Origin of the sequence: Lentzea flava (assembly GCF_014648475.1) — a bacterium.
In the GTDB taxonomy this organism is placed as follows: Bacteria; Actinomycetota; Actinomycetes; order Mycobacteriales; family Pseudonocardiaceae; genus Lentzea; species Lentzea flava.
Map to the genome: position 1 here is coordinate 116871 of NZ_BMRE01000019.1, position 24361 is coordinate 141231.

Annotated in this window: 23 protein-coding genes; 13 read left to right on the plus strand and 10 right to left on the minus strand. The window is 66.5% G+C overall.

Features of this window, described 5'->3' with window-relative positions; translation table 11 throughout:
- Positions 1–156: 156 nt before the first annotated feature.
- Genes IEZ09_RS22500 through IEZ09_RS22515 form a run of 4 tightly spaced genes read right to left on the minus strand, consistent with a single transcriptional unit; the run spans position 157 to position 1319 of the window.
- Positions 157–408, minus strand: a complete 252-nt coding sequence (locus tag IEZ09_RS22500; RefSeq protein WP_229812841.1) for an AMED_5909 family protein — start codon at positions 406–408, stop codon at positions 157–159.
- Positions 395–607 carry a hypothetical protein gene (locus IEZ09_RS22505; RefSeq protein WP_229812842.1) on the minus strand — a complete coding sequence of 71 codons (213 nt, stop codon included), beginning with the start codon at positions 605–607 and terminating at the stop codon, positions 395–397. The genes IEZ09_RS22500 and IEZ09_RS22505 overlap by 14 nt, the downstream gene beginning before the upstream one ends.
- Positions 608–654: 47 nt before the next feature.
- Positions 655–843 carry a hypothetical protein gene (locus IEZ09_RS22510; RefSeq protein ID WP_229812843.1) on the minus strand — a complete coding sequence of 63 codons (189 nt, stop codon included), beginning with the start codon at positions 841–843 and terminating at the stop codon, positions 655–657.
- Between the two features lie 23 nt (positions 844–866).
- On the minus strand, positions 867–1319 hold the full coding sequence (locus IEZ09_RS22515) for a hypothetical protein (RefSeq protein WP_189255707.1): 453 nt from the start codon (positions 1317–1319) through the stop codon (positions 867–869).
- Between the two features lie 159 nt (positions 1320–1478).
- On the opposite strand from IEZ09_RS22515, the gene IEZ09_RS22520 reads away from it, so the two are divergent.
- Both IEZ09_RS22520 and IEZ09_RS22525 read left to right on the plus strand, forming a co-directional pair.
- Entirely contained in the window at positions 1479–2222 is a 744-nt protein-coding gene (locus tag IEZ09_RS22520; protein WP_090053765.1) for a DUF5919 domain-containing protein, read from the plus strand.
- Positions 2223–2233: 11 nt separating this feature from the next.
- On the plus strand, positions 2234–2707 hold the full coding sequence (locus IEZ09_RS22525) for an NUDIX hydrolase (protein ID WP_189255708.1): 474 nt from the start codon (positions 2234–2236) through the stop codon (positions 2705–2707).
- Here IEZ09_RS22525 and IEZ09_RS22530 read toward each other — a convergent pair.
- Positions 2692–3258 carry an HD domain-containing protein gene (locus IEZ09_RS22530; RefSeq protein WP_189255709.1) on the minus strand — a complete coding sequence of 189 codons (567 nt, stop codon included), beginning with the start codon at positions 3256–3258 and terminating at the stop codon, positions 2692–2694. The genes IEZ09_RS22525 and IEZ09_RS22530 overlap by 16 nt on opposite strands.
- Before the next feature lie 121 nt (positions 3259–3379).
- On the opposite strand from IEZ09_RS22530, the gene IEZ09_RS22535 reads away from it, so the two are divergent.
- The 3 genes from IEZ09_RS22535 to IEZ09_RS22540 are packed head-to-tail and all read left to right on the plus strand — an operon-like array spanning position 3380 to position 7021.
- Positions 3380–4588, plus strand: a complete 1209-nt coding sequence (locus IEZ09_RS22535; RefSeq protein ID WP_189255710.1) for an ABC-three component system protein — start codon at positions 3380–3382, stop codon at positions 4586–4588.
- On the plus strand, positions 4581–5072 hold the full coding sequence (locus IEZ09_RS47950) for a three component ABC system middle component (protein ID WP_368856169.1): 492 nt from the start codon (positions 4581–4583) through the stop codon (positions 5070–5072). The genes IEZ09_RS22535 and IEZ09_RS47950 overlap by 8 nt, the downstream gene beginning before the upstream one ends.
- Positions 5069–7021 (plus strand): DUF3732 domain-containing protein, encoded by a 1953-nt coding sequence (locus IEZ09_RS22540; protein ID WP_189255711.1) that lies wholly within the window; start codon positions 5069–5071, stop codon positions 7019–7021. The genes IEZ09_RS47950 and IEZ09_RS22540 overlap by 4 nt, the downstream gene beginning before the upstream one ends.
- Positions 7022–7523: 502 nt before the next feature.
- Here the strand turns inward: IEZ09_RS22540 and IEZ09_RS22545 are convergent.
- On the minus strand, positions 7524–8279 hold the full coding sequence (locus IEZ09_RS22545; RefSeq protein WP_189255712.1) for an SDR family oxidoreductase: 756 nt from the start codon (positions 8277–8279) through the stop codon (positions 7524–7526).
- Positions 8280–8371: 92 nt separating this feature from the next.
- Between IEZ09_RS22545 and IEZ09_RS22550 the strand changes: the two genes are divergently transcribed.
- The 4 genes from IEZ09_RS22550 (at position 8372) to IEZ09_RS22565 (ending at position 12998) form a co-directional block, all read left to right on the plus strand.
- The gene (locus tag IEZ09_RS22550; RefSeq protein ID WP_189255713.1) at positions 8372–8947 is read left to right on the plus strand and encodes a TetR/AcrR family transcriptional regulator; all 576 of its coding nucleotides are present in this window, start codon (positions 8372–8374) and stop codon (positions 8945–8947) included.
- Positions 8948–9031: 84 nt separating this feature from the next.
- A complete protein-coding gene (locus IEZ09_RS22555; RefSeq protein ID WP_229812844.1) occupies positions 9032–11677 on the plus strand; it encodes an RICIN domain-containing protein in 2646 nt (881 codons plus the stop codon).
- Between the two features lie 23 nt (positions 11678–11700).
- Positions 11701–12231, plus strand: coding sequence for a SigE family RNA polymerase sigma factor (locus IEZ09_RS22560; RefSeq protein ID WP_189255714.1), 531 nt, complete (start codon positions 11701–11703; stop codon positions 12229–12231).
- On the plus strand, positions 12228–12998 hold the full coding sequence (locus IEZ09_RS22565) for a hypothetical protein (RefSeq protein WP_189255715.1): 771 nt from the start codon (positions 12228–12230) through the stop codon (positions 12996–12998). The genes IEZ09_RS22560 and IEZ09_RS22565 overlap by 4 nt, the downstream gene beginning before the upstream one ends.
- Here the strand turns inward: IEZ09_RS22565 and IEZ09_RS22570 are convergent.
- Positions 12968–13462, minus strand: a complete 495-nt coding sequence (locus tag IEZ09_RS22570) for a GNAT family N-acetyltransferase (RefSeq protein WP_189255716.1) — start codon at positions 13460–13462, stop codon at positions 12968–12970. The two genes, IEZ09_RS22565 and IEZ09_RS22570, sit on opposite strands and share 31 nt — an antisense overlap.
- Before the next feature lie 28 nt (positions 13463–13490).
- On the opposite strand from IEZ09_RS22570, the gene IEZ09_RS22575 reads away from it, so the two are divergent.
- The 3 genes from IEZ09_RS22575 (at position 13491) to IEZ09_RS22585 (ending at position 19445) form a co-directional block, all read left to right on the plus strand.
- On the plus strand, positions 13491–14432 hold the full coding sequence (locus IEZ09_RS22575; protein WP_189255717.1) for a nucleoside hydrolase: 942 nt from the start codon (positions 13491–13493) through the stop codon (positions 14430–14432).
- 46 nt (positions 14433–14478) lie between these two features.
- Entirely contained in the window at positions 14479–15378 is a 900-nt protein-coding gene (locus IEZ09_RS22580; protein ID WP_189255718.1) for an LCP family protein, read from the plus strand.
- Positions 15379–15629: 251 nt separating this feature from the next.
- Positions 15630–19445 carry an nSTAND1 domain-containing NTPase gene (locus IEZ09_RS22585; protein ID WP_189255719.1) on the plus strand — a complete coding sequence of 1272 codons (3816 nt, stop codon included), beginning with the start codon at positions 15630–15632 and terminating at the stop codon, positions 19443–19445.
- A 188-nt stretch (positions 19446–19633) separates the two neighbouring features.
- Here IEZ09_RS22585 and IEZ09_RS22590 read toward each other — a convergent pair whose 3' ends face one another.
- Together IEZ09_RS22590 and IEZ09_RS22595 are read right to left on the minus strand one after the other, a co-directional pair.
- A complete protein-coding gene (locus IEZ09_RS22590) occupies positions 19634–20416 on the minus strand; it encodes a glycosyltransferase family A protein (protein ID WP_189255720.1) in 783 nt (260 codons plus the stop codon).
- Positions 20407–21456: a glycosyltransferase family 4 protein gene (locus IEZ09_RS22595; RefSeq protein ID WP_189255721.1), complete on the minus strand. Its 1050-nt coding sequence runs from the start codon at positions 21454–21456 to the stop codon at positions 20407–20409. Before IEZ09_RS22595 ends, IEZ09_RS22590 begins: the two co-directional genes overlap by 10 nt.
- A gap of 31 nt (positions 21457–21487) precedes the next feature.
- On the opposite strand from IEZ09_RS22595, the gene IEZ09_RS22600 reads away from it, so the two are divergent.
- Positions 21488–21985 carry a DUF2165 domain-containing protein gene (locus tag IEZ09_RS22600; RefSeq protein WP_189255722.1) on the plus strand — a complete coding sequence of 166 codons (498 nt, stop codon included), beginning with the start codon at positions 21488–21490 and terminating at the stop codon, positions 21983–21985.
- On the opposite strand, the gene IEZ09_RS22605 is transcribed toward IEZ09_RS22600, so the two are convergent.
- Positions 21960–23969, minus strand: coding sequence for a bifunctional diguanylate cyclase/phosphodiesterase (locus IEZ09_RS22605; protein ID WP_189255723.1), 2010 nt, complete (start codon positions 23967–23969; stop codon positions 21960–21962). The genes IEZ09_RS22600 and IEZ09_RS22605 overlap by 26 nt on opposite strands.
- Positions 23970–24361 lie beyond the last annotated feature (392 nt).

Genomic DNA, 24361 nt, shown 5'->3' on the forward strand with positions numbered 1-24361 from the left:
GTTGTTCACTCCCTAGCTGGGTGGACAACGCAGGAGCGGCGAGGTTGGTAGCCGGTTTCCGCTCCTGCGTCTCACGTTCTCTTTGCGCCGCAACAAGGTGTGCGACATCGCCACGTGACCCAGCAGAGTCACGCTCTCTGTCTAAAGAGGAATTTCCTAGCTCTTGCGGGTCTTGATCGCCTCGCCCTTCTCGCGCTCACGGTTGGCCCAGTAGAGGGCCTCGTGGTGGTGAGCCCGATCGATCTCGGCGACCCGCGCGTACACCTCCGCGGAGCGGAGGTAGTAGTCCTTCAGCACCTGCGGCTTGGACTTCGGGTTGGGCAGGAGCTTGCTCAGCACGTCGTGCGCTTCGCTCAGCGTCGTGACCTGGTCAGCCATGCCCCAGTGCACGACCTCAGCCGCGGGCATCCTGTTCTCCCTCCGCGAGCACGTGACGCCCTTCCTGGCTGCCGAGGTGATCGGCAAGCTTGGTTGCCTCGCGCGACAGCTCCCGACAGAACCGCATCAGCACGTCCGACCCGCCAGGGAACGGCGGCAGCTGGATCGCGATGTTGACCGGGTCCAGGTAGATCACCAGCGCGGGAACCTGCGGCGTCACCTGAACCATCGCCGCAGCCGCGTCACGTCCAGGCGTGCAAGTGGCGCTGAACCCCATCACTCCCCGCCTTCCTGCCGTGCCGCCGAAGCCTGAAGCGCCTTCCACCCCTCTGCCAAGACTTCCTGAAGTCGCGGCACCGCATCGCGGTCGACCACGAGCACCGCCGGGAAGGCCTTGCCGAACCGCACTTCGACCCGGTCGGCGAACGGCATCGCGAGGGGACGCATCGGCAGATCAGCGGTCACGTGGACCCGCACCATGTCCGGCATCACGCGGCCTTGGCGGCAGGCTTGGCGCCCACCGGCTTCATGCCCGAGGCGCGCAGGCTGTACCCGAGCTTGGCCCGGCAGCGGTGACGCTCACCCGCGTGCACTCCACGGCACGCCTTGTCATCGATCCACGGCGTGACCGTCAGCCCCTCGAAGACCACCGGCCGCACGTCCGTACCGGGAATTGCCTCCGGCGGCACCGGCTGGTGAGGCGCGGCGATCTTCACCGTGACCACCGCATCGGTCTTGCGCTCGGCAGCCTGGTCAATCACCAAGACCGACCACACGAGGAGACCGGTCTCCTTGTCCTTCTCCTGCTCCGGCGGCAGCCCCTTCGCCCGCTCCTCAGCGGACTGGAACTTCAGCACCGGCTCAACGCCCATGACGAGCGCGCCCCTCGGGAACACGAAGTCGTGACCCGCCGGGAGCCTGCTCCCACCTGTGATCGCCATCGTCTTGCTCCTGTCGTCTGTGTCGCCTGACCTGCTGTCAGCCGTTCTTGACACCTACGACTTTCGGCGAAACGCGAGGACGCAAGCACCGCATAGCAGGACATCTCAGGACGTCTCTGTTACGTTGAAGACGTCCCTAGTCATCCCTCGGGAGGCCCAATGGCCAACGACCGCCTACGCGAAGCCTTGCTACGCAACGGCTTGAGCCTCGACCACGTGGCCCGCGCGACCGGCGTCGACCCGAAGACCGTCGAACGCTGGATCACCAAGGGACGCATCCCCTACCCGCGCCACCGCAACGCCATCGCGTCGATGGTCCGTGAGACCGAGCACTACCTCTGGCCCGACGCGGTAGCCGCGGAACGCAAGGCCGAGATCGCCGAGTCCGAGGTCGTGAAGGTCTACCCGCACCGCAACAACATCCCCGCGGACTTGTGGGACCGGCTGCTCAGCGACGCCACCGAGCACATCGAGTGCCTGTCACTCGCGGCGCTGTTCCTGGTCGAGCGGCCGATGTTCGCGAAGGAGCTGCGCGCGAAGGCCGAGAACGGCGCGAAGGTCCGGCTTCTGTTCGGCGATCCGGCCGGCCGGGAGGCGTCCCGACGGTCCGAGGAAGAGCAGCTAGGCAAGGGTACTGTGGCCGCGCGCATTCGCAACGCGCTGGCGTTCGTGCGCCCGCTGGTCGACGTGCCGAACATCGAGATCCGGCTGCACAAGACCACGCTCTACAACTCGGTCTTCCGCTTCGACGACGAGATGATCGTCAACACCCACGTCTACGGGTTCCCCGGCGCCCACGCACCCGCATTGCACCTGCGTCGGTTGTCGGCAGGAGACTTGTTCGAGACCTACTCCGAGAGCCTGGAGACCGTCTGGGCTTCCGCCAAGCGCGCGACGTTCTGAGGAGCCGCACCGTGGCCCGCACCGACCACTACCACGACCCGAACGCCCCGAAGGCGACCAACATCGTCGTGGCGGTCAGCGCATTCGTACAAGACGAGCACGGCCGGCTGCTCATGATCCGCCGCACCGACAACGACCTCTACTCCATCCCCGGCGGAGCACAGGACGTCGGGGAGACCATCGGCCACGCCGTCATACGCGAGGTCAAGGAAGAGACCGGGATCGACGTCGAACCCATCGACATCATTGGGGTCTACTCCGACCCCAAGCACGTCATCGCTTACACCGACGGCGAGGTGCGCCAACAGTTCTCCATCTGCTTCCGGGCACAGCCGGTCGGCGGCAACCTACGCACAAGCGACGAGTCGAGCGAAGTTCACTGGGTCAGTCGTGCCCAACTAGCGGCGCTGAACATCCATCCATCGATCCGCCTCCGGATAGATCATGGGCTCGAGAACCGACCGACTCCCTACTTCGCGTTGTAGGCGATGCCGGCCGCCTGTAGCCGCTGCTCCGTACGGTCAACTGCGGCGACAAGCTCCGGCTTCGCCTGGCGGACAAAGAAAGTCACCAGATCGTCCGGCCCATACCGCCTCTGGATCTCGTCGATCCTGTCGTGCACGTTAGTCGCGGTGCCATCGGGAGCTGTCGTCATGTCAGCCCACCACAACGCATCCCTGAGCGGCGTCTCCTCATCTATCCACTGGGCCAGCTCGGCAGTCAAGCCTCGCAACTCCGCCTCTCTGTACGCACACGAATGATGAGCAACGAGAGCGCACACCCTCGCAGGAAAGCCCATCCTCTTGAGGTAGTCAGCACCATCCAGTGCATGAAAGCCCGTCACGACAACCGCAGGTGCGTAACCAACATCGTGGAGGACCGCGGCCGCGCGTAAGGTATCCGCGTCCTCCCGAAAAAGACCTCCAGCAAGCTCGGCTTTGCGCAGCACGCCCTGAACATGCTTCCAGCGTCGTGGCAGGCTGACCGACAGCGTGTCCTCTGCGAGCACACACGCACGGCTCACCAACTCATCCATACCAGCAGAGTAACGATTTGAGGCCGCGATCGACACGGTCAGGGCAAGTAAAACCGATCGGACGTCATGACATGCCCTCTTCCGCGATCTAGAATGTCTGCCACCAGAAGGGTAGACAACGATGGACGGTGAGCAGTCGAAGTTCGAAGCTAGTGCATCAGCGCTTGGGTATGCTTATCAATTTAGATATGCACTTCTGCGCGCGCTGGAGCAAATCAAGTATAGCTTGGACTGGACAATCGCCATCGAGGCCGCCGATGACGTCGAGGTGTCGGGCACAAATAGAGAACTTCGACAGTTGAAGCTACGACAGCCAGGGACGACACTCGGAGACTCTGACCCAGATCTTTGGAAAACAGTTCGAATTTGGTCAGAAGGATACCGAAAAAGGTCGATCGACCCGACTGCGACAAAGCTCTACTTGATGACGACCGCTGGCGTAACGCCTGACTCCATCGGGGCACTGCTGAGCGCAGATGAGTCCGTCAGGGATATCGCGGCCGCACAAACAAAACTAGACTCAGTCTCGATAACTTCCACGAACAAGAAAAACAAATCTGCATACGACGCATACCGCCTTCTAAGCAAAGAACAGAAGACTGCGCTTCTTCAGGCGATCTACGTAATACCGCGAAGTGATGACATCGACGGCGTGCGAACGAAGATTCAGCAAGCCATACGGGTCGGACTGCGCCAGCAGCATCTTATTCCAGTACTAGAACGCCTTGAAGGATGGTGGTTTCAGCAGTGCATCGAGGTGATGAATAAATCGAAGCCTGCTATCGATGCAGCCGAGCTCGATGGCTTCGTAGCTGATGTCAGAGATCGATTTGGCCCAACCGCCCTGCCGATCGATCATGACATCCTAAATTCCGAGACTCCTGATGACATCGCAGAGTTCGCAAACAGAACCTTCGTCCAACAGATGGTGCTCACCGAGATCAGCTCATACCGCATGCAAGTAGCGGTAAGAGAATATCTCCGCGCCGTGGCTCAACGAACCCGATGGTCTCGTATCAACGTCCTCCATCCAGGCGAACTAGAGAAATATGAACGAAAACTCACCGAAGAGTGGCGAATAGTCTTCGAGCGGCTCAAAGACGAACTAGGCCCTGAGGCAGCCGAAGAAGAGAAGGTACGTCTGGCAAAAAAGATCTACGGCTGGGCCGAGGATGCGAACCTTCCGCCAATCCGCGAAAACTGCACCGAGGGCTTCGTCATTCGCGGCACTTTCCAGATACTAGCGGACAGCCAACAGGTTGGATGGCATCCAGAGTACGCGGCGCGACTGCTTGCACTTCTTGAGCCCACCGGAGCAGGAAATGCGTAAACCGATCATCGGCCGCGCGCGAGAAGACATAGCGCTTTACAACCCTGCCTTTCTCGCGCTTCTCTTCAGGCGTTGCCTAGATGGATACTTTCAGGAGCACAAGGAAGGGCTTCCTCTTCTACTCGGACACCTCGGCGTTTCCATGGCACTCACCGAAGCCGTTCGATCTTCGCTGACAATGCGAGTAAATACGAAGCTAAGCACCTGGATCTCACGGAGTCCCCGCGCGACCGCACAGATCGCCCGATCTGCCAGATCGTTCAGCCCATACATAAACGAATCGGTGATCTTCGCACTCAACTACGACGTAGTGCGCACGGCAGGTGGCCTCTTCATAGCGGGAGATTCAGGCCCGCTGACTGCGGTTCGCGGAGGATCACAGGAAGTCATCGACTGCCAGCGTGCTGCCAATTACCTAGGCCGCTGGTTCGCGGTGAGCGGATCTAGCGCAACCGTTTCAGCTCTTCTAGGGGTGAGGCCATGAGCATTCAAGTTCGCGCAATCCACCTCTATTCAAAAGATGCCGATACTCGAACCATCGAGTTCAAGGTCGGCCAGCTGAACGTCATCACCGGAGCCTCCAAGACCGGAAAGAGCTCTGTTCTGGACATAATCGACTATTGCCTTGCCAGTTCAGGCTGCTCGATCCCAACTGGCACAATACGCGACAACGTGGTTATGTTTGCCCTGGAGCTTGCAACGGAGCAAGGCACTGTAGTCACCGCACGGAAACCGCCGGCTAACGGCAAGAAGACCACCACAACTATGTATGTGGGCTTCCGTGAAACGACCGACACAGCCCCAAGGCTGGCGAATCTCGAACCCAACTCAGATATTCGCGGGGCGCGGTCCTTCCTGAGCAAAATTGCAGGGATTGAAGAAAACCTAACCGATCCCGGGGAGGGCACGAGAGAGCGCTTCGCAGCCACCATTAGGCATGCGTTGTATTTTGTCCTCCAAGCACAGGAAGAGATCGCCAACCCCGAGCTGCTCTTTCACTCACAGGGTGAGCAGTTCATTCCGCAATCCATTCGCGATGTTCTCCCGTACTTCCTGGGCGTAGTAGACCCCGAGTATGTTGTCAAACAGGCAGAACTACGGGTTGCCGAACGCCGCCTGCGTACCTTGAGGAGGTCCCAGTCGGACTTCCAGGTCGAGCCCGAGATTACTCCGAGAATGACTGCCCTCATTCGAGAGGCTCAATCGGTAGGCCTCGCATCACGCGCCGGTGAGGTACCTACAATTTACTCTGAAGCAATAGCCTTCCTCGCGGAACTCACACGCGCCGAGTCGTCGGCTCCTGCCGAAGAGGGAGTAGATGATTCTGGTGGCCGACTTGAAGAGCTGTTCTCCGAACGCGCACGGCTTCGCGATGACCTTGCGCTCATCAGATCGGAGAGCACCAATCTACGAAACCTTCTTTCAGCACATTTCGGTTTCAACGAACAGGTTGCGGAACACGGCGCGAGACTTCGCTCGGTCGAGCTTCTTCGGATCAGTGATGGTGGCGTGATAGACCAGAACCGCTGCCCGGTGTGCGCATCCGAACTAGCGGAGCCAACAACAAGCGTTTCCGATCTTTTGAGCGAACTACGCAGCGTCGAACGAGAGATTGGGCAGGTACGTCAAAACGTACCTGGCATTCAGACCGTAATCGCCGAGAACGAGGATAGAATCCGCGAAATTGACGAACGCCTACGCAGGAATCAGCAGGAGATCGATGCGGTCGTTGCGTCCCAAGATCTCTTGCAACGATCCCGCGACGACGCTATTCAGCGAGCAATGATTCGCGGGCGAATAAGCCTTTACCTCGAAGGGGCTTCTCAGGCGGTCGACACTAACATCTTGGCAGATGAAATCAACAGTCTGATCGCAACTATCGAGGTCCTACAGTTCGAAATCGACGCGGAGCAGGTTCAAGATCGGCTAGCCAGCGCGGTCTCTAGAATATCCACAGAGCTCCACCGGCTCGCCCAGCAAATTGAACTTGAGCACTCCGACTCCCCGGTTCGGTTGGACACAAAGCGGCTTACCGTTGTGTTTGACACACCCAGCGGCCCCCGCGAGCTCAACCAGATCGGCAGCGGTGAAAACTGGCTCGGTTATCATGTTGCCACCTTGGTGGCCATGCATCGCTTCTTCATTCAACAACGGCGGCCTGTCCCTAGATTTCTTGTACTAGATCAGCCGTCGCAGGTCTACTTCCCACCGGATCGGCGCCCAGATGAAGCCGAGATGGCAGATGAGGACCGCGCTGCCCTATCGAAGATGCTCGGCATTGTGAGGGACCTGATCGAGGAAGCTGATGGCGCTTTTCAGGCGATCGTGCTCGATCACGCTGATCTGGACACGGATTGGTTTCAAGATGCCGTTGTCGAGCGATGGCGCGACGGAAAAAAACTTGTCCCCGTCGACTGGATCGAAGGCAACTAGCAGTCAGCTGCCGAATTCCGCTCTACGGGATCAAGGCCGCCGCTGGCGGCACGCTCCGCGCGTACGGCGAACACCTTCCATCCCGGCACTCCCGGCATCCGCTTCGCTGCGCCGGTCGGCCGGGCGGCGCTGCGCGCCGTCCTCCGGCCTTGCTCCAGCCGACGAGCTCAACCCATAGAGCCATGCCGGCCAGCAGCTCCCGACGAGCGCCGTCAGGGTCACCGCGGACTTGCCGGTCCTGGCGCTCGACTGCCGCGCCGGCTTCGCCGCCTTGCCACCGATCATGAGCACGGGTCGACGAGCATCCATGTCGACAAGGAGACGGCATGCCACCAACCCGCCCTGGGGCACCACCTTTCGCCGGGTGAAATCAGCCCTCTACCAGCAGCAATGCGGTAGAGGGCTGATCTTGTCTCGTACCGTTCGTGGTGCTGTCCGTGGAACGAGTTCGGCGCACGGTCGCCCCACGGGCACCTCGAAGTGGTGCACGGCAGTCTGATCGTCAGTGGTGCAACGGTGCCCTCGGCCCCAGGTAGAGGCCGCCGTTGACCTCCAGAACCTGACCGGTGACCCACCTGCTGTCCGGCGTGGTGAAGAACGCGACCGCGTCGGCGATGTCGGCCGCCTCACCGACCCGGCCGAGTGCGACGATCTTCCTGACGCCCTCCGCGGCCCCCGGCAGCTCGTCGAGCCAGGTGTTCATGTCGCTGCGGGTGATGCCGGGGGAGACCGTGTTCACGGTGATTCCCCTGTCCCCCAGGGTGTTCGCCAGTGAGCGGCCGAGCACGTTCAGCGCGCCCTTCGTCATGGCGTAGACCGCCTCGGGCACCGCGAACCAGGTGACACCCGATGAAACGTTGATGATTCGGCTGCCGTCACGCAGCAGAGGCAACGCCTTCTGGATGATGAAGAACGGCGCGCGCACGTTCACCCGGAAGACGCGGTCGAACTCGTCGGGAGTTGCGTCGATGCCGGGGCCGAACACCGCGGCGTTGTTCACGAGAATGTCCAGCGGCCGGCCGTCGAGGCCTTCGGTGAGTCCTTCGATCAGCAGGTCGACGCCGTCGGCTCGCGCCAGGTCGGCTTCGATCGGGAACGCGTGGCCGCCGGCTGTCTCGATGGCGGCGACGGTCTCCAGTGCGGCGGCTTTGTTGCTGCCGTAGTGCACGGCCACCAGTGCGCCGTCCGCGGCCAGGCGCTCGGCGATGGCACGGCCGATGCCGCGCGAGGCGCCGGTCACGAGTGCTGTCCTGTCCATCCTCATCCCCTCAGAAAGTTGTAAGGGAACGTTCCCTTACAAAATGGGTACGCTAGCGTGCGGCACGAGCAACGAGCAAGAGGAGATCCGCGATGCGCCGGACGGCGGCCGAGACCAGGGAGCTCGTCCTCGACGTCGCGAGCCGGCTGTTCTACTGGCACGGCATCCGTGCGACCGGTGTGGACAAGATCGCGGCGGAGGCCGGGGTCTCGCCCAACGTGCTCTACCGCGCGTTCGCCACGAAGGACGACCTCGTCGCGGCTTACGTTGCCCGGTCTAGGGAACAGGCGCAGGAGCGCTTCGACGCCGCTGTCGCGAAGGCCGGCCCCGACGCTCGTGCGGGCATTCTCGCCATGTTCGACGCGCTCGCCGAGGACATCCGGCCCGAGGTGTTCCGGGGATGCGCCTGCATGATGACGCTCGCCGAGTTCCCCGACGACGCGCTGCCCGCTCATCAGGGCGCGGTCGCCGCCAAGAAGTGGGTGCGCGAGCGGTTCGGCGAACTGGCGGCACGGCTCGGGGTTGCCGAGCCCGAGGTGCTCGCCGACCAGTTGTCGATCATCTGGGAGGGCACGAACAGCACCGCGCAGGCGATGGGCGCGGACGGACCGCCGGCCAGCACGCGGCCGCTCGTCACGGCGATCCTCGATCACCACACGGGCAAATAACAGAAACTTCCGCCAGGACGGAAACCTTTCCGCCCGCTGCGGCAACCAGGCGCTGAAGACGATCGAGCCCTGGGAGTTGCTGCGATGAAGAAGCCCGTGTCCACACCGGACCGGAGGCGGCCACGCACCCGCCACCGGAAGATGATCGCCGCGGCGCTGACCGCCTCGGCGGTCGCCGGTTCCTGTCTGTCCTATCTGTACGCGCGGGACGACGTGGACGCGGTGTCCGTGGACGCCGCCGCCTATTACCAGTTCGTGTCGGCGAAGAGCGGCAACGCACTGGACGTGGCCGGATCGGACGACGCGGACGGCGTCCGGATCCAGCAGGAGCAGCCCACCAGCGGTTCCGCCAGCCAGCAGTGGCGGGTCAGGCCGGTGGAGAACGGCTTCTACCAGCTGGTGAACCACAACAGCGCCAAGGTGCTGGGAGTCCGCGACACCGCCGTGGAACAGCAGTCCGACACCGGCGCGCAGTCCCAGCAGTGGAAGATCAGCGAGGCCGGCGACGGTGAGGTGAAGATCGTCTCGCGCAGCACGGGAATGGTGCTCTGCGTGAACGAGGGCGAGGACAGCCAGGCCGTCGTCCAGGCCGCCGACCGGGGCGACGCCGGGCAACGGTGGAAGCTCGCGAAGTCGGCCACCGCCGCCACTCCCAAGCCTCCCGCGCCGATCGCGCAGCCGAAGCCTTCCCCGACCACCACCTCCGCGGCACCGGCCCCGGCACCGTCCGGCCGGTACTCCTGGCGCAACGTGCCGATCGCGGGCGGCGGTTTCGTCACCGGGTTCGTCTTCAACACCAGCCGCAAGGACCTGCTGTACTCGCGCACCGACATGGGTGGCGCGTACCGCTGGGACGCCAAGGCCGGCCAGTGGATCCCGCTGACCGACTGGGCCGGCGACTGGAACCTCCTCGGCATCGAGAGCATCGCGACCGATCCGGTCGACCCGGAACGCCTGTACCTCGCGGCCGGCACCTACACCAACGAGTGGGCGGGCAACGCCTCGATCCTGCGCTCGACCGACCAGGGCAGGACGTTCCAGCGCACCAGCCTGCCGTTCAAGCTGGGCAGCAACGAGGACGGCCGGTCCATGGGCGAGCGGCTCGCGATCGACCCGGCCGACCACAGCACGTTGTACCTGGGCACCCGCAAGAACGGGTTGTGGCGCAGCACCGACTTCGGCGTGACGTGGAACCAGGTCGGAAGCTTCCCGGTCAAGGACGGCGGCAGCAGCGGAGTCGGCCTGTCCTTCGTGACCTTCGGGTCCGGCAAGACCATCTACGTGGGTGTCGCCGACAGGACCACGTCGCTGTACCGCTCGACCGACGGCGGCTCCACCTGGCAGGCCGTGCCCGGTCAGCCCACCGGTCAACTGCCGCACCACGGCGTGCTGTCCGGTGACGGATCGCTGTACCTGACCTACACCGACGCGCCAGGACCGAACGGGGTGAAGGCCGGTTCGGTGTGGAAGTACGACGGCGCCTGGAAGGACATCTCACCGTTGCCCGGCAACGGTTTCGGCTACGCGGGCCTCGCGGTGGACCCCCAGCGACCTGGCACGGTGATGGTCACGACACTCGACCGCTGGTGGCCGTCGGACGAGCTGTTCCGCTCCACCGACGGTGGCGCCACCTGGAACGCACTGGGTGACAAGTCGGTGCGCGACGCGTCCGGAGCGCCGTACGTAGGCGACCACATCGGACACTGGATGGGCGCGCTGGCGATCGATCCCTTCGACTCCGGTCACGTCATCTACGGCACCGGATCGGGTCTGTGGGCGAGCAAGGACGTGACAGCGGCGGACAAGGGCGGCTCCACCCACTGGACGATTCCGGTCAAGGGGCTGGAGGAGACCGCGGTTCTCGGGCTGATCGCACCGCCGGGCGGCAAGCTGATCAGCGCTCTCGGTGACATCGGCGGGTTCCGCCACGACGACCTGAACGCAGTGCCGGCCGCAGCCTCGTCCGGACCGCGTTTCACCAACACCACCGGCATCGACTTCGCGCAGGCCAAGCCGAACGTCGTCGTTCGCGTCGGCTACGGCAGCGAGGCGCGCGGCGCCTTCTCTAACGACGGTGGCGCCACCTGGACGGGGTTCGCCGGCGCCCCGGTCAGCGGGGCAGGCGGCGGCACGGTGGCGATCTCGGCCGACGGAGCCACCGTGGTGTGGACCGCTTCCGGGCAGCTGCCGCACGTCTCCACTGACCAGGGCCGCACCTGGAAGGCGGCGTCCGGCCTGCCCTCCGGCACGCAGGTCGTCGCCGATCGCGCCACGGCGAACACCTTCTACGCGCTCAGCCGCGGCACCCTGTTCGTCAGCACCGACGGTGGCAGGAGCTTCGCCGCGCGCGCCAGCGGTCTGGCCGACGGAGGGCTCAAGGCCGGCAGCGCCGGGGATCTGTGGCTCACGCACGGCGGCGGGCTCCTGCGCTCCACCGACGGCGGGGCGAGCTTCACGAAGCTGAAGGGTGTGGACAGCGCCGGCGGCATCGGCTTCGGCAAGGCCGCGCCCGGTGCCCGCCAGCAGACCGTCTTCCTCATCGGCACGGTGAACGGCGTCGCCGGGATCTTCCGGTCCGTCGACGGCGGCTCGGCCTGGACGAGGATCAACGACGACCGCACGCAGTTCGGTGGTGCCATCGGTGGCGTCATCACGGGCGATCCCGAGGTGTTCGGCCGCGTGTACGTAGGCTCCAACGGCCGCGGTGTGCTGCTCGGCGAACAGTCATAACCGGGAGAGGGCAACCGAGAACCATGGTCGTCGACCGCAGATCGGCGGAGTTTCACGACTTCTTCGAGCGACACCACGCCGAGCTGGCGCGCCTCGCCTGGTTGCTGACCGGTGAGGCGAACGCCGCGGACGACCTCGCCGCGGACGCGCTGGTCGCCCTGTGGCAGCGCTGGGACCGGCTGCGCGAGGCGGAGCACCCGCTCGCGTACGCCCGCGGTGTGGTCGCGAACATGGCGCGGGAACGCATCCGCGCCGCGACGCGGGAACGGCGGCGGATCGCTCTGTTCTGGTCTCGTGGCCCTCAGGAGGTGCAGAACCCGGACGTCGCCGCGGTGATGGACGTCCGGGCGGCCCTCGACCGGCTGCCGTTCCGCAAGCGGGCCTGCGTCGTCCTCCGGCACGCCTTCGACCTGTCGGAGTCCGACACCGCGCTGGCGCTGGGGATCTCGGTCGGTGCGGTGAAGAGCCAGACCTCGAAGGGGATGGCCGAGTTGGAACGCGTGCTCGGCGCACGGGCAGCCGGGAACGTGGCAGCGGGGAGGGTGAGCCGGTGAACGAGCAGATCAGCAGGCAGCTGCGGGAGGCGGCCGAAGCACATCAGCCCGACCGCGCCCGGATGCTCGCCCGCGTCAACCGCGGCATGGCCACCACCGCGGCGGTTCGGCCGGCGTCCGGCATCGCCAGGTCGTGGTCCAAGGTGACGCTCGCCGGCGTGGCGGCGGCCGGGGTCCTGGTCACCGCGGGAATCGCCTTCGCGGGAATCGTCCGCACCGGCCCGCCGGCGGAGACCATCCCCGCCGCACCGAGCACGACGAGCACGTCGAGCACGACCAGCACGTCACCCGGTCCCACCCGCAGCCAGGAGCCTCCACCGGTCGCGACCGGGCAGCCGCCCGGCACCACGAACCCGCCGTCGACCACGGGAAACAGGCTGTCGGACGGACCGTTGTCGTCGAAGGGAACCGTCGACCCGAACAGTCACACCTTCTGGACCCAGGACAAGCTCGTCCTCGACGTCACCCAGCCGCTGACGAAGCTCACGGTGCAGGTGCACATCGCTCAGACCGGCGGCGTGCAGAGCTCCGGCCAGTGGCAGACCGCCCCGGCTGACGACTTCACCGTCACCGTGCAGGAGATCGACGGTGAGGTGGTGTACCGCTGGGACCTCAAGCCTGGCCGCACGGTACCGGCGGCACAGCAGGTCTTCGCGGTGCAGTACAACCACACCCGCGGCGCTCGCGACGGGAAGGCGGACCGCTACGGCGTGATGGCCACGGCAGCCGGCCGTGATCACGCCGTGTGGGGTGGCTTCACGCCCTGACGCCGGTAGCGGATCTCCTTCACGACGGTCGAACCGAAGGTCTCGTCGCGCGTGGTGCCGTCCACGACGAAACCGAGGCGCTCGTAGAAGCGGCGAGCCCGCCCGTTGTCCTCGAGCACCCAGACGATCGTGTCCGGGGCATCGCCGAGAGCGGCCTGTGCCAGTGGCGCGGCCAGGCCGCTCCCCCACGCGGACGGCAGGAAGTAGATCGCGTACAGCTGGAAGATCCCCTCGACCTCACGGGAGGGGCCGGTGCAGGCGAAGCCGACGACCTCGTCGCCGGCCAGCGCCACCCACACCTCGCCGCGCGGGATGGCGCGTTCCCACATCGCCTGGCTGCGTTCCACCTCGAGGTTGTCGAGCACGTCGTCCGGGATCTGGCCGCGGTAGGTGGCCTGCCACGACAGCACGTGCACCGAGGCCACGGCCGGTGCGTCGGCAGGTTCTGCGAGACGGACTGTCATGTCATCCCCCAATGGCATGATCGGGTCCATGCGGATCATCGTCGACGCGGACCCCGGCATCGATGACGCCCTCGCTTTGTACTACCTGCGCGCGCAGCCCGACACCGAAATAGTCGCCATCGGCACGGTGCACGGCAACGTGCCGGTCGAGGTGGCGACGGCCAACGCGCTCAGGCTCACCGAACGGTTGGGCATCAACGCACCTGTGGCCATGGGGGCGGCGAAACCGCTGGCCCAGCCGCTCATGACCGCCGAGGACGTGCACGGCGAGGACGGGCTCGGCGGGTACGCGGGAGACGTCCCCACGACAACCCACGTCGAACAGAGCGCCGCCGAACAGCTCGCCGCCAGAGCACGCCAGGAGCCCGGCGAGCTCAACCTGCTCGCGATCGGGCCGCTCACCAACGTGGCGCTGGCGCTGCAGATCGAGCCACGCCTTCCTCAGCTCCTGAACAAAGTCGTGGTCATGGGCGGCGCGCTCAACGTGCCCGGCAACATCACGAGCTACGCCGAGGCCAACTTCTGGCACGACCCGGAGGCGGCGGACCTCGTCCTCGGTGCCGGCTTCGAGGACCTCACGATCGTGGGCCTCGACGTCACGATGGACAGCCACGCGCCGGGCGAGTGGCTGGAAGCGCTCCCGCACGACAACTATGCGAGGCAGTTCCTCAGGTTCTACGCCGACTTCTACGAGAGCTTCCTCGGCAAGGCCGGCTTCGTGCCGCACGACCCGCTGGCCGCGGCGATCATGCTCTACCCCGAGCTCGCCACGTACGCGGAGGACCGGTTCGCGATCGAGCTCACCGGCCGCTACACGCGCGGCGCGATCGTCGCCGATCGGCGCTTCCTGGCAGAAGGCAGCCCGTTCGGCCGAGACATCGGCACCGGACGTACGAAGGCCAAGTACGCCGTCACGGCCGACAAGGACGTCTTCCTCGACCAACTGAGGCACGCTGTGACACAACCATGACGAACCACCGACGGGATCCGGACAAACAGCCGGGACCGTCGGAGGTATGAACGTCCACTTGAAACGATGGCTCGCGGTCTCGGGGGCCGCCGTGGTCATCGCGGCGGGCGTCGTGGCCGGGGGTTCCTACTGGCGGCTCGAGGGCAACCTCAAGACCGTCGATCTCACGAAGGAGATCGGAAACGCCAGGCCTCCGTCGACGCCTGGCCGTCCGCTCAACATCCTTCTGATCGGCAAGGACGACGGGCGGTCCGACACCGCCATGGTCGTGCAGCTCAACGCCGCCGGTGATCAGGCGAGGGTCGTCAGCATCCCGCGCGACACGATGGTGCCGCGGCCGAGGTGCGGTGCTCACCCGCCGGTCGCCATCGCCATGTTCAACAGCGCCTTCGCCACGGGCGGGGCGGCGTGCACGGTGGCGACGGTCGAGCAGATGAGCGGTATCCGGATCGACCACTTCGTGCAGATCGACTTCAACGGTTTCAAGGACGTCATCGACAGGCTCGGCGGCATCGACATCACCGTCCCGGAGCCGATCGACGACGAGAAGAGCGGGCTGCACGTGCCCGCCGGGCCGACGAAGCTCGACGGGACGCAGGCGCTCGCATTCGTCCGGACGCGCTACAGCATCGGCGACGGCAGCGATCTCAACCGAATCAAGAACCAGCAGCTGTTCATGCGGGCGTTGAGTGAAAAACTCGCCAACGAGAACTGGCTCGCCAGCCCGCAGAAAACGTTCACCCTCGCCGACATTCTCACGAAATCGATCGTGACGGACGAGGAGCTCGGATCGATCGCCGAACTGGCCGACCTCGCGGGCAAGCTCACCGCGTTGAAGCCGGAGAGCATCACCTACGTGACGCTGCCGACGGAGACGTACCTGCCCGACCCGAACCGGGTTCAGCCCAAGCAACCAGAAGCGGATGCGCTGTGGAAGGCGGCCTGACCTAGCAGGCGGCACCCTGCCATTCGCTCGGGCGAGGCCACGGCTGAGGAGACCCCCAGCGCTCCTCAGCCGTGGAAGTTTTGCCCCAGTCAGCCACTACCACTGTGACGGTCTCCCGGTCTTGTGAAGGACGTGGGGTCGAGGTTGTCAGACCACCTCGTTAGGGTGGGCTGCAGACGGCCTGTCCGGTGCCTGCACCGCAGCTCAGACGGGCGGTCGGAGTTTTCCGGTCCGGACGAGGTGGAGGCCGCTTGGGACCCCGTGGCGTCTTCGCGGAGCGCTTTGCGCTGCTCTACGCGGAGGCAGGCGACCCACCCCTGAAGCGGGTCACGGAGTCGGTTGCCCGTGCCCGCCGAACGGACGAGCAGGGCAGACCGGTCCGCGTACCGGCTCAGCGCGTCAGCGACTGGCGGCGCGGGCGCAACGTCCCCGCCAAGTTCAGCGGGCTGAGCGCCGTCCTCGAGATCCTCGTCGGCGAGGCGCGCAAGCGGAAGCCCCAGCCCGCGATCGACGGGCTGTACGACCTGGACGCGTGGCGCACCCTCTGGGAGGAGGCGCTCGCCAGCCCTGTCACCGACACGGACACACCCCCTCAGGAAGACAGCGCGGTCTGCCCGTACATGGGCCTGAGCGCATTCGGGCCGCAGGACGCGAACTGGTTCTTCGGACGGGAAAGGGCGACGAACGCGCTTCTCGCCAGAATTGGCGAAAACGGCATCACGATGCTCGTCGGAGCGTCCGGCGCCGGAAAATCCAGTTTGATGAAAGCGGGCGTGCTGCCGCGGCTGAGCAAAGACGCCATCGTCATTTCTCCCGGCACCGATCCGCTGAAGGAGTTCGCGCTCCAGGTGCCGGAGCTGATTCTCACGCTGGAGGCCGCCGCCGATTCCGAGATGCTGATCGAGTTCGCGCACGAGGTGCAGCTCGCGGTCGGCGACCGGGTGGTGATCGTCGACCAGTTCGAGGAGGCGTTCACGCTCGGCGGCGACGAGAACCGGCTGCGCGTCTTCGTGCAGGCCCTGCACGCGGCGGCGGAGAAGACGGCGGTCGTGCTCGGCGTGCGGGCCGACTTCTACGCCCGCTGCCTCGACTTCCCCGAGCTCGCAGACGCCCTGCAGAACAGGCAGATGGTGCTCGGCGCGATGTCGGCTGCCGAGGTGCGCGACGCCGTGACGAACCCGGCCAAGGCCGCCGGCCTGCAGCTCGAACCAGGTCTCGTCGACCTCCTGCTGCGCGACCTGGGCGCGCACAACCGCCGCGGCAAGGACGCCTACGACGCCGGTGCGCTTCCCCTGCTCAGCCACGCGCTGCTGGTCACGTGGCAGCGCAGGCAGGCCGGTCGCCTCACGATCTCCGGCTACCGGGCGGCTGGCGGCATCCAGGGCGCCGTCGCCACCACCGCCGAACGCGCCTGGTCCGACCTCGACGAACCGGCGAGGGCGGCCGCGAAGCAGCTGCTCCTGCGCCTGGTCAGGGTCGGCGACGACACGCAGGACACCCGCCGCAGGTCGAGCCGCCACAGCCTGCTGGAGGCGAGCACCAACCTGCCGGCGACCGAACGAGCGCTCGAGGTCCTCACCAGGGCCCGGCTGATCACGCTCGACGCCGGCAGCGTCGAGATCACGCACGAGGCGTTGCTGCACGCGTGGCCGCGCCTGCGCAGCTGGATCGACGAGGACCGCGCAGGCAACCTCACCCGGCAGAGGCTGGAGGAGGACGCGACGACGTGGTCGGAACACGGCCGCGACTCGTCGTTGCTCTACCGCGGCGCACGGCTGGAGGGTGTGCGGCACCAGCAGGAGGTCACCGCTGTCGCCAGGGACTTCGTGCGCGCCTCGGAACGGCAGCACCGCAAGAGCCTCTGGCTGCGCAGGAGCGCCATCGCACTGGTGGCGGTGTTCGCGCTGATCGCGGCCGGTGCGGCGGTGATCGCCGTGCGGCAACGTGACGACGCGCAGTTCTCCCAGGTCACCGCCGAGGCGGCGCGGGTGCTCGACGCCGATCCCTCGCTGTCGGCGCAGCTGCTGCTCGCCGCGCACCGGCTGCGCCCGGACGACCAGGGCGTCAACTCGCGGCTCCTCGCCATGCAGCAGTCCCCGCTCGCCATCCCGCTCAAGGGCCACACCGGCGCCGTCTACCTGACGACGTTCAACAAGGACGGCACGGTCCTCGCCACCGCGAGCTACGACCGCACCGCGCGGCTCTGGGACGTGCGCGACAAGGCGAACCCGAAGCCGCTCGCCGTGCTCACCGGGCACGGCGACTGGCTCAGCTCCGCGGTCTTCAGCCCGGACGGCACCGTTCTCGCGACAACCGGCGCGGACAAGACCATCCGGCTCTGGGACGTCCGCGACCCGGCGCAGCCGAAGGAGATCAAGAAGATCGAGACGGGCAACGGCACCAGCTACCTGCTGGAGTTCAGCCCGGACGGCAAGGCCCTCGCGGCGGCGAACGACGACAAGTCGGCCCGGCTGTGGGACGTGAGCAACCCCGCCGACGCCAAGCCGCTCGGCGAACCGCTGCGCGACCACACGTCGCCGGTCCGCTCGCTCGCGTTCAGCCCGGACGGCAAGCTCCTCGCCACCACGGGCGACGACCAGACGGTCCGGTTGTGGGACGTGGCCACCAGGACGCGGGTCGGCAAGCCGATGACCGGCCACACCGACGGCATCCACACCGTGGCGTTCAGCCCGGACGGCAAGCTGCTGGCGTCCGGCAGCGACGACAAGACGGTCAGGCTGTGGGACCCGGCGACGCAGAACCCGGTCGGCCAGGCGCTCGTCGGGCACACGGCCTCCGTGTGGTCGGTGAAGTTCAGTCCGGACGGCAAGGTGCTGGCGTCCGGAGGCAGCGACAGCACCGCACGCCTGTGGAACCTCGGCAACCCCGCGGCGGCGACCCAGCTCGGCAGGCCGCTCGCGGCGCTGAGCGGCGGCGTGTTCGCCGTCGGTTTCTCGCCGGACGGCCACTATCTCGCGACCGGCGCGAACGAGAACTCGGTGCGCCTGTGGTCGTTGCCGCACAACATGTTGCTCGGGCACGCCGCACGGGTGTCCAACCCGGGCTTCCGGCCGGACGGCAAGCTGATCGCGACCGGGTCTGGCGACAGGTCGGTGCGGCTGTGGGACATCTCGAACGCCGACGGCCCGAAGCAGGTCGGGCCACCGCTGCTCGGCCACGAGTGGGGCGTGGGCCAGCCGGAGTTCACGCCGGACGGCAAGGTGATGGTCACCGCGGCCGGCGACAAGACGGTGCGGCTCTGGGACGTGAGCAACCCGGAACACACGGTAGGACTGGGCGAGCCGATCAGGCTGAACACGCGGTTCTCCTCACCGTTGGGGCTGAACCCGGACGGCACCGTCATGGTCACCGGCAACGACGACAAGTCACTGCAGCTGTGGGACATCCGCGACCCGGCCAGGCCGGTCAAGATCGGCCAGCCGCTGCTCGGCCACGACGGGTGGATGAACGGCGTCGGGTTCAGCCCTGACGGCAAGACCCTCGTCTCGGCGAGCAGCGACGGCACGTTCCGCCTGTGGGACGTCACGGATCCCGCGCACGCCCGGCTGCTCGGCAGCCCGATCGGCGACCACCACGACCCGGTGATGCAGGGCACGTTCACGCCGGACGGCAGGACGCTCATCACCGCGGGCGGCGACAAGACGATCAGGCTGTGGGACGTCAGCGACCGGGAACACCCGAAGCGGCTCGGCGTGCTCACCGGCCACACCGGACTGATCAGCTCGATCTCGCTCTCGCCGGACGGCAGGACCCTCGCCAGCGGCAGCGCGGACAAGACGATCAGGCTGTGGGACGTCAGCGATCCCGCAGCCGCGGCCCCGCTCGGTCAGCCGATCATCGTCGACTACAACAGCGAGACGCACGTCCAGTTCGGCCCGGTCGGGCGCGTCCTGGGCACCGGTTCGAACGACGGCGCGGGCCGGCTGTGGGACCTCGACGTGTCCGACCAGGCCGACCGCATCTGCGCGACCACGCGCGGCGCGCTGACCCGCGAGCTGTGGGACGAACGCCTGCCGCAGCTGAAGTTCGAGGACCCGTGCGCATAGCCCCGATCCGGACGACCTGGGCGTCGGACCGGCCGACGCCAAGCCGACCGCAACCGCGCCACCAGACATGCGCCTTCACCCGCGAACCGCGGGAAGAACGCCTGCCGCAACTGAAGACCGAAGACGTGCGCTAGCGCCGGACCGGCCGACGCCAAGCCGACCGCAACCGCGCCACCAGACATGCGCCTTCACCCGCGAACCGCGGGAACAAAACCCCCCGCAGCGGAAACCCGAAGCCCCGTGCGCACAGCCTCGATCCGGCGGCGGATCATGGCCATCGACTGCGGCAGCAACCGATGCCAGTCGCCGGACCGCGACGTCCTGGTGTCGTGCTGGCGAACCAGCCACGTCACCTCCGGCGTGAAGTAGCCGGGCGCCACCTCGCACAGGGCGGCGAGCAGCAGCCCGTCCTCCGAACGCGGGATCGCCGCCCAGCCACCGAGCGCACGCACGGTGTCCGCGCGCATCGTCATGCAGCCGTGGTGGAACGGCCAGCGCCCCATGCCGTGGTCGTCGATGTGCGCGAGCACGTAGTCGTTGACCGCGCCCGCCTTCAGGTAGCCGGGCTGGATCAACGGGTCGAAGGCCTTCCTCGACCCGTCCGGCAGCAGGTCGTCGGCCTGCGTCGCCACCCAGTGGATGTCCGGGAAGTCCTGGAACGCCTTGACCGCGACCGCCAGCGCACCCGGCAGCAGCCGGTCGTCGGAGTCGAGCACGTGCACGAGCTCGCCGGACGCCCTGGTCAGCGCGAGGTTCCTGGTGATCGCGATGCCGAGCCGTTCGCCGTTGAGCTCGTGGCGGGCGAACGGGAACGCGGCGAGGTCGAGCTCCGCCGTGACCGCGTCCTCCTGAACGATCCACTCCAGCGCCCAGCCGTCCGGAAGTTGTTGCCGGGCAAGGCTTTCGCCTGCCTCACGCACGTACTGCGCGCGGCCGGGGTGAGCCGGGGTGAGGACCGAGATCACCGGCACCGCACGGCCTCCTCGATCAGCTCCTCCAGCACCCCGGGAAGCTCTCGCAGGTCCAGATGCCGTTGCACCGCAGCACGATTGGCCGCGAGAACGTCGCTCGACGCAGCGAGCAGCCCGTCGACGTCACCGGGATCGAACACGGTCAGCCCCAACGCCCGGATCTCGTCCAGCACCGGATACGGGCCCGCCACCACGAATCTGGACGCCGCGGCCGCCTCGCACACCGGCAGCCCCCAGCCCTCCCAAGTGGACGGCAGCAGCACCAGATCAGCAGCCGCGTAGAGATCGGCGGGCGAAGCGACCCGGCCGCGCACAACGCCGGGAAGTCCGTCCACCGCAGCACAAGGCGCGTCGTCGGTCAGCCAGTACCGCACGCGGTCACGACGCGCGGACAGTGCGCGGACGAACTCGACAGCGCCCGGGATGTTCTTCGACGTCCCCTCGACCCGCGCCGGATGCACGACCAGGTAGTCGTCGGGGTCAACGCCGAGGGCGGCGCGGGTGCCGGCCCGATCACCACCCGCGAGCCCCGCGACGTCGACCCGGTTGTGCACGACCCGCGTGCGCAACGAGGGCCAGCGCGCGAGGAACTCCCGCTCGGTCAGCGAGTTGATCAGAACGTGCAAGTGTGCCGGGTGGTGCAGCGGAACGACGTCACCCTCGACGGGTCTCAACTGGACGCGCTGCCACGCCGGGTCGTGGTGCCGCAGGATCACCGGCACGCCGGCCGCGAGAGCGTGCTCCTCCCACGCCACCGAGGCCTCCGGCGCGCTCCACAGCGAGCCCGCGTTGTCGAGAACGACCAGGTCATGGGAGGTGCAGAGCGATTTGATCAACGCGTGGTCCACCGGCGGCGGATCACCACCTGGCCGATCGGCCCACATGCCGCGAACGACCACACCGGACCCGGAGGCGAAGAACCCGGCCGCGAGCGTGACCTCCCAGCCGAGGGCCGAGAAGGCGTCCGCCCACTTCGCCGCCTCGACGCTGACCCCGTCGAACCCACCCAGCCGGTGGGAGACGACACAAACGCGACTCACTGGCAGCACCCTATCGGTTACTGTCCGCGCCATGCGTCTTCTTGCTCGGGTCGGCAGCTTGCGCGCGGTTGTGGCGGTGACCGTCGGGTTCATCGCCCTCAACATGTTTCTCGTGGTCCTCGGCAACGTCACGGACTACGGCACGAACGAGGCGTTCGTGAAACACGTCCTCGCCATGGACACCACGTTCGGCAAGGAACTGAAGTGGCGGGCCATCACCAGCCCCGCCGTCGTCACGATCGTCTACGTCGCGATCATCCTCTGGGAGGCGATCTCCGCGGTCCTGCTGACCGCCGGCACCATCGCCTACCTCCGCGGCAAGGAGGACAGCGCCCGCACGTTCGCCTCAGCGGGCCTGCTGATGATCATGGCCCTGTTCCTCGGCGGCTTCATCACCATCGGCGGCGAGTGGTTCGCGATGTGGCAGTCGAAGGACTGGAACGGCATCGCCGCGGCCCTGCGCATGGTCACCATCGCGGGCTTCGCGCTGATCCTCGTCCACCTCAGCCCGCGTCGGGCCACTCAGTAGTCGGCTCCACGCAGAACACCGGCCCGACCCCGGCGTCGGCGCCGAGCTCAGTCCACCAGTCACGCTGCTCAGCGTCCTCGATCGAGTCGATCACGACGAGCCCACCGGCCTCGTGCACGAACCCGACGAGGTCGCTGAGCACGTGCGACACCAACTCGTCCGGCTTCTGCGCCCGCCCCTTCACCCGCACGGCCTTCACGCCGAGCGCACGCACCAGCTCGATCTCCGAAGTGGAGCCCGTGAAGTCGCGCGCGCCGATGTGCAGCCCCATGTCGGACAACAGATCCAGGTTGTCCGCCGCCTCGCTGTCCTCCGAAGCCAGCACGTGCACCGGAAACCCGAGCAACAACCGCCCCGCGGGTAACCCGGTGTCCGCGAGCACCCGCCGAACGTCCCGAACCAGGTCCGGACTGTTCGCCATGCTCTCCGTCAGACACACGGCAAGAATCTCGTCGTGCCCGCACGCGGCCTCAGCCGCGGTGCGCAACATCCACTCGCCCAACGGCAACATCAACCCGGTGTGCTCGGCCATCGCCACGCACTTCTCGTGCGCGATCAGCCCGGCATCCCGATGCCGCCAGTTCAGCTCGGCCTCGACACAAATCCGCCCAGCCCCGTCCAACCTCATGACGGGGTTGAACACGACCTCGATCTCACCGCTCTCCCACGCCCCCGGCATCACAGCCGCGAGCGCGAACTCCTCCTGCTCCCTCTTGTCCAGCGTGGCGTCGTGCAGCCCCCACTGCCTGCGCCCACTCCGCTTGGCCCGCCGCAACGTCATGTCCGAGGCCCGCAACACCTCAGCCGGATGCCCACCCGTGGGCAACCGGGGCAACACCCCGATCGAAGCCGACACGGCCACCCCGTGCCCGTCAAAGTAAACGGGCTCGGCCAGTTCGTGCTCGATCGTCCGAATCGTCGAGTCCACATCCGGCGTGTCAGGCCCGTTCTCCACGAGAACCGCGAACTCGTCCCCTTCGAGCCGAGCCACCATGGCCTTCTCGCCGGCGAAAACCGCACTCAACCGCTCGGCCACGGACTTGAGAACCTTGTCCCCGATCTCCCGCCCCAGCCCGTCGGTGATGACCGCGAACGCGTCCAGATCGAGGTGGTACAACGTCACCCCGTGCTCGATGTCGCTGTGCAGCAACGACTCCAGCCTGGTGGTCAAATACTGCCGGTTCGGCAACCCGGTCAACGCGTCGTGCAACGACTGGTACTGCAACCGTCCGCCGAGCAACGTCAACTGACTGTCGTCGTCGATCATCACCACGAAGTGCTTGGGATTGTCCTCGGCATCCTTCTGCACAGTGGCGGCCAACAGCACCCGGAAGTGCTCCCCGTCCCGATCGATGAGCCGGGGCCGCTCCTCAACCCGCCGCATCCGCCCGTACTTCAAACTCTCCAGGGCATCGTTGATCAACGGCAGATCAACCGGCGCGATGAGGTCCGTGAGCGTCATCCCGGCAACGTCCTCCCGCCTCAGGATGGCGCACAGTGCTTCGTTGGCCCGCTCCAACTCCCCGTCCAGACTGACCATCGCAATCCCGGTGGACGAGTGAGCAAAGATGTCCTCGAACCGCTCCTCGCTGGCCTGCAAGTCGAGCTGCACGGCCCGGTTCGCATTGAGCAGGGCCTGACTGATGCTCTCCTGCTGCTCCAACACATACGCCTGAATGGCCCCGGTATAAGCCGCCGACACGGCCCCCACAACCAACGCCGCAGTGAGAGCGTCGGCCCCCTCCTGCGCCACGAACCGAGCCAGAACCTCCACAGACGTCCGCAGACTCTCGGCCCCAACACAGTGGATCTCCACCAGCCGAGCACCAACCGCCCCAGCGATCGCCGGATCCTGAACGACGGCGTCAGCCACAACGTTCAGCAGCTCGTGCAACTCTTCCGTCAGCTTCGCAGCCGACAGGGGAATGTAGGCGGTCCGGCTGAGCTTCACCGCCCAGCCGCGCGCCACCTCGTCACGTCCCACCGGACGTGACGATCTCGCGTCGTCCTGGCTCGGCAAATCATCCACCTGACCTGCTCGGCGAGCAACGGTGCGGAAGCCTACCGCCAGCAAACCACACCGTCCCAATGCGCGGGGCGGATCCTCCCAACGGGCGTACAGAGATCTCGCGGAGTCACGACCTTTACTCGCTCGATCGGACCAATTTTCCCACGCCAAGGCCCAACCCACGGCCCTCTTTCGGGTCACAAGCGCCCACCGGCCAGAGGTCTGCGGCAAGCGGCCCAGGCACCAGACCTCTCGCGAAGGCGAGGCCGAGCGGCGAAGCCGCAGGCGAGCCCCAAGCGAAGCCGCAGGCGAGCAGTCCTTGGCATACCGGGCTGGTGGGGTGGGTCCCGTCACGAGTCGTGCCTGAT